Source organism: Actinomyces glycerinitolerans (assembly GCF_900098745.1).
Classification (GTDB): Bacteria; Actinomycetota; Actinomycetes; order Actinomycetales; family Actinomycetaceae; genus Actinomyces; species Actinomyces glycerinitolerans.
In genome coordinates, this window is sequence record NZ_FQTT01000012.1 from 71,030 (window position 1) to 82,482 (window position 11,453).

The 11,453-nt window shown below is 72.2% G+C and carries 11 protein-coding genes; 7 read left to right on the forward strand and 4 right to left on the reverse strand.

What is annotated here, in order from left to right; all coding sequences use genetic code 11:
* The first annotated feature begins 150 nt into the window (after positions 1-150).
* Entirely contained in the window at positions 151-1,569 is a 1,419-nt protein-coding gene (locus ACGLYG10_RS10555) for a YibE/F family protein (RefSeq protein WP_432416228.1), read from the forward strand.
* Between the two features lie 94 nt (positions 1,570-1,663).
* Here the strand turns inward: ACGLYG10_RS10555 and dusB are convergent, their stop codons facing one another.
* Positions 1,664-2,989: a tRNA dihydrouridine synthase DusB gene (dusB, locus tag ACGLYG10_RS10560; protein ID WP_432416229.1), complete on the reverse strand. Its 1,326-nt coding sequence runs from the start codon at positions 2,987-2,989 to the stop codon at positions 1,664-1,666.
* Between the two features lie 55 nt (positions 2,990-3,044).
* Here dusB and ACGLYG10_RS10565 point away from each other — a divergent pair, with 55 nt between their 5' ends.
* Positions 3,045-3,884 (forward strand): SDR family oxidoreductase, encoded by an 840-nt coding sequence (locus ACGLYG10_RS10565; RefSeq protein WP_073331578.1) that lies wholly within the window; start codon positions 3,045-3,047, stop codon positions 3,882-3,884.
* Between the two features lie 4 nt (positions 3,885-3,888).
* Positions 3,889-4,401: a SixA phosphatase family protein gene (locus ACGLYG10_RS10570; RefSeq protein WP_073331580.1), complete on the forward strand. Its 513-nt coding sequence runs from the start codon at positions 3,889-3,891 to the stop codon at positions 4,399-4,401.
* A 70-nt stretch (positions 4,402-4,471) separates the two neighbouring features.
* Here ACGLYG10_RS10570 and serB read toward each other — a convergent pair whose 3' ends face one another.
* Both serB and glgC read right to left on the reverse strand, forming a co-directional pair.
* Positions 4,472-5,182 carry a phosphoserine phosphatase SerB gene (gene serB, locus ACGLYG10_RS10575; RefSeq protein ID WP_073332070.1) on the reverse strand — a complete coding sequence of 237 codons (711 nt, stop codon included), beginning with the start codon at positions 5,180-5,182 and terminating at the stop codon, positions 4,472-4,474.
* Positions 5,183-5,287: 105 nt separating this feature from the next.
* Complete coding sequence (gene glgC / locus ACGLYG10_RS10580) at positions 5,288-6,532, reverse strand: glucose-1-phosphate adenylyltransferase (protein WP_073331583.1); 1,245 nt, start codon at positions 6,530-6,532, stop codon at positions 5,288-5,290.
* Between the two features lie 201 nt (positions 6,533-6,733).
* Between glgC and glgA the strand changes: the two genes are divergently transcribed.
* Positions 6,734-7,966 carry a glycogen synthase gene (gene glgA, locus ACGLYG10_RS10585; protein ID WP_073332074.1) on the forward strand — a complete coding sequence of 411 codons (1,233 nt, stop codon included), beginning with the start codon at positions 6,734-6,736 and terminating at the stop codon, positions 7,964-7,966.
* Between the two features lie 76 nt (positions 7,967-8,042).
* Here the strand turns inward: glgA and ACGLYG10_RS10590 are convergent, their stop codons facing one another.
* A complete protein-coding gene (locus ACGLYG10_RS10590) occupies positions 8,043-8,753 on the reverse strand; it encodes a hypothetical protein (RefSeq protein WP_073331586.1) in 711 nt (236 codons plus the stop codon).
* A 62-nt stretch (positions 8,754-8,815) separates the two neighbouring features.
* Here ACGLYG10_RS10590 and ACGLYG10_RS10595 point away from each other — a divergent pair, with 62 nt between their 5' ends.
* The 3 genes from ACGLYG10_RS10595 to ACGLYG10_RS10605 all read left to right on the forward strand — a co-directional run bounded on the left by ACGLYG10_RS10595 (position 8,816) and on the right by ACGLYG10_RS10605 (position 11,425).
* Positions 8,816-9,598 (forward strand): ABC transporter ATP-binding protein, encoded by a 783-nt coding sequence (locus ACGLYG10_RS10595; protein ID WP_073331589.1) that lies wholly within the window; start codon positions 8,816-8,818, stop codon positions 9,596-9,598.
* A gap of 59 nt (positions 9,599-9,657) precedes the next feature.
* Positions 9,658-10,110, forward strand: a complete 453-nt coding sequence (locus tag ACGLYG10_RS10600) for an NfeD family protein (RefSeq protein WP_073331592.1) — start codon at positions 9,658-9,660, stop codon at positions 10,108-10,110.
* Between the two features lie 85 nt (positions 10,111-10,195).
* A complete protein-coding gene (locus ACGLYG10_RS10605) occupies positions 10,196-11,425 on the forward strand; it encodes an SPFH domain-containing protein (RefSeq protein ID WP_073331595.1) in 1,230 nt (409 codons plus the stop codon).
* Positions 11,426-11,453: the final 28 nt, after the last annotated feature.

The window sequence follows — 11,453 nt, forward strand, 5'->3', positions numbered from 1 at the left end:
GGCCGGGGGATGAGCGGCTGGTCGGCGCACGCCTGCCGGCTCGTGCCGCCCGAGGCACCTCAAGCCGGCTCAAGCCGGGGCCGGCCGCCTCAGGGCGACGTGCCTGCGCGGTGCCTGCGGTTTCACACCGCCGGCGGGCATGATGGCGGCGTGAACGACGAGACGACGCCGACCGCCGCAGCGCCCGCCGACCCGCCCATCGACGGGCCGAGAAACGCGGACGCCGGGGAATCACCGACCGGGCGCGCCGATGGCGCCTCGGGCCCACACGCCTCGAGCCCGCACACCTCGAGCCCGCACACCTCGGGCCCGCACACCTCGGGCCCGCACGCCTCGATCCCGCACGTATCCTCGGCGGCGCACAACCACTTCGGCCCCCTCAACCTGGGGGCGGCCGAGGCCCGGCGGGTGCGCCTGATGCTGGCCGCCATCGTCGTGCCCCTGGTGGTGGCCACGCTTATCGGCCTGATCGTGCTGTGGCCGAGTGGGAACTCCCTGGTCGGCTCCCAGCCCTTCACCGCCGACGGCGCCACCCTCGAATCGGCCACCATCACCTCCCTGAACACCGCCGCCTGCGCCGACACCACCGGCGCGCTGGAGGGAGTGACCAACGACTCGCTGCTCGCCGACGCGGTGTGCGCGCGCATCACCTCCGGCGACGGCGCGGGTCTGGTCATGCCGGTGCACATCCCCGCCGAGTCCCTGGCCGCGGCCGACGTCGGCGACCGCCTGCAGGTGATGTACGCCCCCGCCGCGCTGGCCTCCGGCACCCCGTACGTGTTCGTCGACTACGCCCGCCAGGTGCCGGTGACCGCGCTGGCGGTGGTGTACCTGGTGCTCGTCGTCGCCGTCGCCGGCCGCAAGGGTGCCCTCAGCGTGCTGGGGCTGCTACTGGCTACGGGCGTCCTGCTCGGCTTCATGATCCCGGCGCTGCTGGACCTGGCCTCACCCATGTGGGTGACGCTGGTGGGCGCCTCGGCGATGATGCTGCTGGCCGTCTACGTCGCCCACGGCATCTCCGTGCGCACCACCACCGCCCTGCTGGGCACCTTCGCCGGCGTGGTCATCACCGTCCTGCTGTCCCTGTGGGGCGTGGACGCCGCCAACCTGACCGGCGCCACCGACGAGACCGCCCTGACCCTGACCTCAATGGTGGGCGGCATCAACCTGCAAGCATTGCTGACCTGCGGCATGGTGGTGGCGGCCCTGGGCGTGCTCAACGACGTCACCATCACCCAGGCCTCCGCCGTGTGGGAGCTGCACGCCGCCAACCCCGCGCTGGGCCGTGCCCGCTTGTTTACCGGCGGCATGCGGATCGGCCGTGACCACATCGCCTCCACCGTCTACACCCTCGCCTTCGCCTACGCCGGCACGGCCCTGCCGCTCATCCTGGCGGCCTCGCTGATCGACCGGCCCCTGGCCGCCACGCTGCTTTCGGGCGAGATCGCCGAGGAGGTCGTGCGCACCCTGGTGTCCTCCATCGGCCTGGTGCTGGCCATCCCGGCGACGACGGCGATCGCCGCCGCCCTGTGCCGCACCGGCGAGCCGGCCGTGACCGCCGAGGCCTGATCGGCACGACGCGGGCACCGGCCTTGAGCCGCATGCAGGAAGGAGACCGGCTGTGCCGCCTCGGCTCGGCAATGGACCGGGGCGCCGCCTCGGCTCAACCGCCGGAGACGTCCAGTTCGGCCTCGGCCAGCAGCGCCCGATCCGCGGGTCCGAGGTAGGGGGAGTCCAGCCAGCCGTCGGGCAGGTGGGGGCGGCGCGGGCTGCCGGCCCGCCCCCGCGGACCCTCGGCCGCCGCCCCCGGGAAGGGCACCTGCGCGGGCAGGCGCTCCCGCATCCGCGCCAGGGCCGCATCGAGCTCGGTGAGCGAGGACACGCGCATCAGCTCGGCGCGCGCCGCCCCGCCCACCGGGTAGCCCTTGAGGTACCAGCCGATGTGCTTGCGCAGATCGCGCACACCCCGGTCCTCGCCCAGCTCGGCCGCCAGCAGCCGCCCGTGCTCCTTGATCACGGCGATCACCGCGTCCAGGTCGGGTCGGGTGCGTTCCGCGCGACCATGCATGGCCGCCACGATGTCGGCAAACAACCACGGCCGCCCCTGGCAGCCGCGCCCCACGACGACGCCGTCGCAGCCGGTCGTCTCAAGCATGGCCACGGCGTCGTCCCCGCTCCAGATGTCGCCGTTGCCGAGCACCGGCAGGCTGGTGGCCTCCTTCAACCGGGCGATCTGCTCCCAGCGGGCCTTGCCCGCATAGTGCTGCCGGGCGGTGCGCGCGTGCAGCGTCAGGGCGGCGATCCCGGCGTCCGCGGCCAGACGCGCCGCGTCCAGGAAGGTCTCGTGGTCGTCGTCAATCCCCAGCCGCATCTTCACCGTCACCGGCACCGCGCGCTGCCGGCCGGTGACGGCAACCGCACTCTCACTGGCCTGCACCGCCGCGCACATGATCGCCTCCAGCAGGTCCCGCTTCCACGGCAGGGCGGCACCCCCGCCCTTGCGAGTCACCTTCGGCACGGGACAGCCGAAGTTCAGATCGATGTGGTCGGCCAGGTCCTCGGTCACCAGGATCCGCACCGCGGCCGCAACCGTGGCCGGATCCACCCCGTACAACTGAATCGAACGCACCCGCTCGGCGGGGTCCGTACGCACCATCGCCAGGGTCTTGGCGTTGCGCTCCACCAGTGCGCGGGTGGTCACCATCTCGGTGACATACAGGCCCGCCGGTGCGGCCAGGCCGCCGGCGACGGTGGTAACCGGGCCCTCCTGTTGCGGACGCAGCGCCTCGGGCAGCGCCCGCTCCCCGTAGAGGCGGCACAGGCGCCTGAACGACGCGTTCGTCACTCCCGCCATGGGGGCTAGCACCACCGGCGTGGCGATCTCCAGCGGGCCGATATGCAGCGGCGCGGCCACGGCCGGCCCGGGCCGGGTGGCGGCGGGGGAGGAGCCAGGAGTGGGCGGACGGGTGGAGTCGGGTGAGGCGGTCACCGGCACATGCTGGCATATCCACGCCGTCGTCGCCGCCACGTGCAAGGCTGACGCCATGAGCGAGCAACCGGCCCCGCCCGTGGGCCTGCTGGACGGGCGCACCATCCTCGTCACCGGCGTGCTGCGACCCGCCTCCATCGCCACCGCCATCGCCACCGCCGCCCGCGAACAGGGCGCACGCGTGGTGCTCACCGGCCACCCCCGCACGCTGTCGCTCACCCGGGCGGTCGCCCGCCGGCACGGCCTCGACCTCGTGCTGCCGCTGGATGTCACCGACCCCGCCGACCTGGCCGAACTGGCGCCGCGGCTGCGGGCCGCCGGAGTGGGGCGGCTGGACGGCGTCGTACACGCCATCGCCCACGCCGACGCCGAGCTGCTCGGAACCCTGCTACCCGGCCCCGACGGCGACCCCGACGCCGCCCCCGCCACGGCCGGAGCCGGGCGCCAGCAGAGGCTGGCGGAGGCCTTCACCACCACGGCCGCCTCCCTGCCGGCCCTGGTTGACGCGGTACGCCCCCTACTCGCCCCACGCGCGGCGGTGGTGGCTCTCACCTTCGACACCTCCCACGTGCACTCCGGCTACGGCTGGATGGGGCCGCTCAAGGCCGCGCTGGAGGCGTGCGTGCGCAGCCTCGCCGTCGAACTCGGCCCGGCGGGCGTGCGCGTCAATGCGATCGGCGCAGGTCCCCTGTCCACTCCCGCTGCCGGTGCCATCCCCGGCCTGGACGCGTTGGCCCGGCATTGGGAGACCACGGCACCGCTGGGCTGGGACCACCGCGATGCGCGCCCCGTCGCCCGCACTGCCGTCGCGCTGCTGTCCGACTGGCTGCCGGCCACCACCGGCCAGGTCATCCGGGCCGACGGCGGCGCCACCCTGCCGCTGACGGTAGGGTAGCCGCGTGACGACTGACTCCTCCGGCAAGATCCTCGTGCTGGTTCGGCATTCGAAGGCGTCCCACAACGCCCCCACCGACCTGGAGCGCCCGCTCACTTCACGGGGGCGGCTGCTCGCCGACGAACTCGCCCACGCCCTGGAACGGCGGGTGCCGAGCCTCGACCTGCTGCTGGTATCCCCGGCCGCCCGCGCCCGCCAGACCGCCGGTCCCATGCGCGAGCGCATGAGCCCCGCACTCACCCGCGTGGAGCCCGAGATCTACCACGAGGGCCCCGGCGGCATCCTGCGACTGCTGCAGCCGCTGCCGGAGACGACCCGGCACGTGCTCGTCGTCGGCCACGAGCCGACCGTGTCGGTGCTGGCGCACATGCTGCACGACACCGTCGACGACCTGGCCAACCAGGTCTCCTTCGGCATCCCCACCGCCACGGCGCTCCTGCTGCAGGTGCCGGTCAACTGGGCGGGGCTCGGCCCGCAGACCGCACACCTGAACGAAATCGTCACCGCCCCGCGCTGAGCCCGCCACTGCGCGGACCGGGGAGCGCGGCCGCCCGACCGAACTCGGCGGCCGCGGCATCGCGACGGCTTCAGAGCAGGTCCAGCACCGCGGTCAGGTCACGCACGTGCACGGCCGCGGGCGCGGACTCGGCAACCACCGGCTTGGCGCAGAACGCCACCCCCAGCCCCGCCTCGGCGATCATGCCCAGGTCGTTGGCGCCGTCGCCCATCGCCACGGTGCGCGTCATGGGCACGCCGTCGGCCTGCGCCCAGGCGTGCAGGCAGCGAATCTTCTCCTGGCGGTCCACGATGCGCCCCAGCACCCGGCCGGTGAGCACCCCGTCCGCCACCTCCAGCCGGTTGGCGGCCACATGGTCGATCCCGAGGCTGCTCGCCAGCGGGCACACCACCTCCTCGAAGCCGCCGGAGACGACCCCGACCCGGCAGCCGCGCGCATGCAGCGCCGCGATGAGTTCGCGCGCGCCCGGGGTCAGCCGCACCTCGCCGAGCACCTCGGCGAACACCGTCTCCGGAACCCCGGCCAGCGTCGCCACGCGCTCACGCAGGGAGGCGGCGAAGTCCAGCTCGCCGCGCATGGCCCGAGCGGTCACCTCGGCGACGCGCTCGCGGGTGCCCGCCCGCTCGGCGATCAGCTCGATCACCTCCTGCTCGATCAGGGTGGAGTCCACATCCATGACCAGCAGGCCGGGCCCCAGGGCGGCCAGCTCCCCGCTCGCATGGGCCCCGGACACGCGCGGCAGACCGGTCGACTGGGAGGACGGGGGCGTAGAGGCGTGCATGGCCAGGATGGTAGCCAACGCCGCCCCGCCGCATACGACGCCGCCCCGGGACCGTGAGGATCCCGGGGCGGCGGTCCGCATCAGGCCGCTGGGCGGCCAGGCCGATCAGCGCACGACGCGCTGGCCCTTGGCGACGACGGTGATACCGGACTCGGTGACCGTGAAGCCGCGCTCGCGGTCGTGCTCGGGGTCGATGCCGACCATGGCGCCCTCCTCGACGACGACGTTCTTGTCCAGGATGGCGCGGTTGACGACCGTGTTGCGCCCGACGTTCACCCCATCCATCAGCACGGACTCGCGCACCGAGGACCAGGAGTTCACCCGCACCTCCGGCGAGAGCACGGAGGAGATGACCTCACCACCGGAGACGATCACGCCGGGGGAGACGATCGAGTCGACGGCGTGGCCCAGACGCTCGTGGTGCCCGTAGACGAACTTGGCCGGCGGCATGGCGTTGGTGTAGCCGGCATACAGCGGCCAGCGGTTGTTGTACAGGTTGAACACGGGGGTGACGCTGATCAGGTCCTGGTGGGCCTCGTAGAAGGCGTCGACGGTACCGACGTCGCGCCAGTAGTCGCGGTCGCGCTCGGTGGCCCCGGGGACCTCGTTGTCCTTGAAGTCGTAGACGCCGGCGGCGCCCTGGTTGACGAACCAGGGGACGATGTTGCCCCCCATGTCGTGCTTGGAGGAGTCGTCGGCCGCGTCGATCGTGACCGCCTCGGTCAGGGCGTCGGCGTTCATGATGTAGTTGCCCATGGAGGCCAGCACCTCATCGGGGGAGTCCGGCAGTCCCGGCGTCTCCTTGGGCTTCTCAACAAAGGCCTTGATCTTGCCGGGGGACTCCGGGGCGGACTCGATGATGCCGAACTGGTCGGCCAGTGAACGCGGCTGGCGGATGCCGGCGACGGTGCACGGCAGGCCGGAGGCGATGTGGTGGTCCAGCATCTGGGAGAAGTCCATGCGGTAGATGTTGTCCGCGCCGGTAATGACCACGTAGTCCGGCCGCTCGTCCTCAACCAGGTTCAGCGACTGGTAGATGGCGTCCGCCGAGCCGAGGAACCAGTGCTTGCCCACGCGCTGCTGTGCGGGCACCGGGGCGATGTAGTTGCCCAGCATGTCCGACATGCGCCAGGTCTTGGAGATGTGCCGGTCCAGTGAGTGCGACTTGTACTGGGTGAGTACAACCACCTTCAGGAATCCGGAGTTGATCATGTTGGACAGTGAGAAGTCGATCAGCCGGTAGATCCCGCCGAAGGGCACGGCGGGCTTGGCCCGATCGACCGTCAGCGGCATCAGGCGCTTGCCTTCACCGCCGGCGAGGATGATTGCGAGGACGCGAGGAGAAGCCATGGGGCCACCTTACGGTGATTTTCGTCATCTTGGGAGGGGATTCGAGCGACTGAATCGGACGATCTCCCCGTGGCGGAAAAGCCGCGCGGCGAACCCCGGTCGGCGATACTGTGTGACGTGCGACAATGCCCGCCGGATGTGCACGGGTGCACGACCAAGAAGGAGAGCGCTGTGACCGAAGACACCAACACCAGTGACGGACTGAGAGTCGACCTGCTGACCAAGGAGTATCCGCCCTTCATCTACGGCGGTGCCGGCGTGCACGTCAACGAGCTCGCCAAGGTGCTGCGGCCGCTCGCGGACGTGCGCGTGCACGCCTTCGGCGGCCCCCGCGAGCCCGGCACCGAGGGCGCCGACGCGGGCGTGACCGGCTACCCGGAGGTGGCCGAACTCGAGGGCGCCAACGCCGCCCTGCGCACCTTCGGCGTGGACCTGGAAATGGTCCCCGGAGTGGAGGGCGCCGACATCGTCCACTCCCACACCTGGTACGCCAACCTCGCCGGCCACCTGGCCGGCCTGCTCTACGGCATCCCGCACGTGCTGTCCGCGCACTCCCTGGAGCCCATGCGCCCCTGGAAGGCCGAGCAGCTCGGCGGCGGCTACGCCCTGTCCTCCTGGGCGGAGCGTCAAGCCTACGAGGGCGCCTCCGCGATCATCGCCGTGTCCAACGGCATGCGCGCCGACATCCTGAAGTCCTACCCGAACGTCGACCCCGAACGCGTCAAGGTGGTCCACAACGGCATCGACCTGGCCGGCTGGGCCCGCCCAGACGACGCCGAGTTTGAAGCGCTGGCGGCGGACGTCCGCGCCCGCTACGGCATCGACACCTCCCGCCCCACCGTCGTCTTCGTCGGCCGCATCACCCGGCAGAAGGGGCTGCCGCACCTGCTGCGCGCGGTGGAGAAGCTGCCCGAGCAGGTTCAGGTGATCCTGTGCGCCGGCGCTCCCGACACGCCCGAGATCAAGGCCGAGGTGGACACCGCCGTCGCCGCCCTGCAGGGGCAGCGCACCGGCGTGATCATGATCGAGGAGATGCTCCCGCACCGCGAACTGCAGGCCGTGCTGGCCGCCTCCGACGTGTTCGTCTGCCCCTCGGTGTACGAGCCCCTGGGCATCGTGAACCTCGAGGCCATGGCCATGGGGCTGCCCGTGGTCGGCTCGGCCACCGGCGGCATCCCGGACGTGATCGTCGACGGCGAGACCGGCTACCTGGTTCCGATCGAGCAGCTGCAGGACGGCACCGGTACCCCCATCCACCCCGAGCAGTTCGCCACCGACCTGGCCGACCGGCTGACCGAGCTGGTCATGGACGCCGACAAGGCGCAGCAGATGGGTGCGGCCGCCCGCAAGCGGGTGGAGGAGCACTTCTCCTGGACCGCGATCGCCGACCGCACCATGGAGGTCTACCGCTGGGCACTGGCAAACCCGCGCTGACGCCACAGGCCTGACCGCCGCCGGACGCCGTCGCCCACCCGGGCGGCGGCGTTCCGTCGTCGGTGCCGGGGCCGGTTCAGTGCGCCCACCACTCGGTGGCGGCGGCAACCCCCTGGCGGGCGGTGGCCAGCAGCGGCCGCAGGATGGCGGCGCGCCGCTCGGCCTGCAGCGCCGTCGCCGCCGCGCCGTCGTCCTGCAGGGCCAGGGTGCAGATCGCCCGCAGCCGCAGAGAACGCTCCAGCAGGGTGCGGCGGCGGGCGTCCAGGCCGGGCGGCAGCAACCGCGGGTCGAGCACGGCGGTGACGACGTCGTTGAGCGTGTCGGCCAGTTCGGGGCGCTCGCGGGCCAGGTCCAACTCGATCAGTGCGTCGATCGCCGCCTCGGTGGCCCGGTGCACGTCGCGCCGCGCCTGGGAGGCGTCCAGCGGCGGCAGCGGCGCCGTCATCTCCTCCACCTGCCAGGCCACCGATGCGCCCGCGACCCACGGCACCAGCAGCACGTGCCTACCAGTGACCGCCTCGAGGACCACGCCCTCGCCGACCTCGACGGCGGCGGCCAGACCCGGCAGTGGGTCCGCGGGGGAGGGCAGCACCGCGCTCGCCCGCGCGAGCGGGCCGAAGTCGGCCACCCACTGCTCCAGGGGCAGGCGTCCCAGTCCCCACGGGGAGGCGTCGTCGAGGGCCTCATGCACGCCGTCTGGGCCTTGCACCACCGCCCGCCCCTGGGAGGAGGGCAGCGGCGCCCACAGGGCCAGCAGGACGGAGACGGGCAGTGCAAGCGGATCCACGTCGCCGCACCTTAGCGCCAAATGGTGGGCGGCCGCAGTGGCGCGCAGGATAGGCTGAGCCCATGACCAGCGTGCTCCGTTTCGACGACGTCTCGCTCCACCGCGGCACCACCCAGATCCTCTCCCACGTGAATTGGCACGTGGAGGAGGGGCAGCACTGGGTGTTGGTGGGCCCGAACGGAGCCGGGAAGACCACCATCTCCCGCATCGCCTCGGCCAGGCTGTTCCCCTCCGCGGGCGCGGTGGACATCCTCGGGGAGCGGCTGGGGCGCGTCGACGTGTCCGAGCTGCGGCCCCGCATCGGCCTGGCCTCCTCGGCCCTGGCCGGCCGGGTCCTGGGCAGTGAGACGGCGCTGTCGGTGGTGCTGTCCGCCTCCTATGGCTCTATCGGCGTGTGGCGCGAGGAGTACGACGACTTCGACGTCGAACGCGCCCGCGCGCTGCTGGCCGCCCTCGACGCCGGTCACCTCGCGGAACGGACCTGGGCGAATCTGTCCTCAGGAGAGCGCAAGCGCATTGAGCTCGCCCGCGCCCTCATGCCGGACCCGGAGCTGCTGATCCTGGACGAGCCCGCCTCCGGCCTGGACCTGGCCGGACGCGAGCAGCTGCTGGCGGCGCTGACCGAGATCCTGGCCGCCCCGGGCGCCCCGTCGATGCTGCTGGTCACCCACCACCTGGAGGAGATACCCGTAGGCTTCACCCACGGCCTCGCACTGCGCGGTGGCCGGGCCGTGGCCGCCGGGCCGCTGGACACGGTGCTGACCGGTGAGGTCGTCACCACCACCTTCGGTCTCCCGCTGGAGATCACCAAGGACCGCGGTCGCTACACCGCCCGCGGCGCCTGAACCGTTCACGCCAGTCCCGCCCCGATTCGCCGGGGCACACATAACCAGAGGAGGACCCGATGATTTGGCTTTGGTGGATCGGAGCCGCCCTCGTGCTCGGCGTCATCGAGACGGCGACGGCGGACCTGACCTTCCTCATGCTCGCCGGCGGCGCGCTCGGCGGCGCCCTGGCGGCCGCCCTGGGCGCCCAGGTGTGGGTACAGGCGATTGTCTTCGCAGTGGTGGCGGCGCTGCTGCTGCTCGCGGTGCGGCCCTGGGCCAAGCGGCACCTGGCGGCGACCACCCCGCAGATGCGCACCAACGCCGAGGCGCGCATCGGCCGCAGCGCGACCGCCCTGACGGTGATCGATGCGCGCGACGGGCGCATCAACCTGGACGGCGAGGAGTGGAGCGCCCGCCTGGCCGACACCCCGGAGGCCTACGGCTCCAACACCGCCGCGCACGTCGACCCCGGGGCGGGCGTGCGCGTAGTCGCCATTGACGGCGCCGTCGCCGTCGTCGTCCCGCAGTAGCAAGCCACCGAACCCGGCGCAGCCGGTAACGATTTGCCGCATAGGCGCGTAAGCTGCCGCTCACAACCGACCGAAAGGGCCAACAGTGCTAGAGACCGCGATCCTCGTCATCCTTGTACTGATACTGCTGCTGGTGATCGTCGCCCTGTTCCGGGCGGTGCAGATCGTCCCGCAGTCCTACGCGATCATCGTCGAGCGGCTGGGCAAGTTCCAGGCCGAATACGGCGCCGGCATGCACCTGTTGGTGCCCTTCATCGACCGGGTGCGCACCACCGTGGACCTGCGCGAGCAGGTGGTCTCCTTCCCGCCGCAGCCGGTGATCACCTCAGACAACCTGGTGGTGTCCATCGACTCGGTCATCTACTACCAGGTCACCGACCCCAAGCGCGCCACCTACGAGATCGCCAACTACCTGCAGGCCATCGAGCAGCTGACCGTCACCACCCTGCGTAACGTCATCGGCGCCATGGACCTGGAGCAGACCCTGACCAGCCGCGACCAGATCAACGGCCAGCTGCGCGGCGTCCTGGACCAGGCCACCGGCCGCTGGGGCATCCGCGTGTCCAACGTGGAGCTGAAGTCCATCGACCCGCCCGCCTCCATCCAGGGCGCCATGGAGCAGCAGATGCGCGCCGAGCGCGACCGCCGCGCCGCCATCCTGACCGCGGAGGGCGTCAAGCAGTCCCAGATCCTCACCGCCGAGGGTGACAAGCAGTCCGCGATTCTGCGCGCCGAGGGCCAGGCCCAGTCCGCCATCCTCAAGGCGCAGGGTGAGTCCCGCGCCATCCTGCAGGTCTTCGACGCCATCCACCGCGGCAACGCCGACCCCAAGCTGCTGGCCTACCAGTACCTGCAGACCCTCCCGAAGATCGCCAACGGCTCCTCCTCGAAGATGTGGATCGTGCCCACCGAGTTCACCGCTGCGCTGGACGGCATCGCCGGCGCCCTGGGCGGCAAGTCCGCCGCCGGCGGCCCCGGCTCGGCCGTCTTCACCACCGGCACCGACGACGACGTGAAGGTGGACGTCTCCGGCATGGAGTCCAGCCTGGACATCGCCGGCGACCTCGCCGAAACCAGCCTGCAGGCCCCCGAGGAGGCACTCGCCCAGGCCCGCGGTGAGGCCGCCTCCGCCTCCCAGGAGGCCGAGGCCGCAGACACGTCCGCGCCCGCACAGCAGCCCCCTGCCACCGCCGCCCCCGAGGCCGGAGCGGACCCCGCCACGGCGACACCGCCCACCTCGGGCCGCCACGCCGAGGCGCCGGCCTCCGACGACGACGTGCCGCCGTCGATTCCGCCGTCGGGCCGGGGCGCGTGAGACGCGCCCCAACCCTGTGCCGACAGTG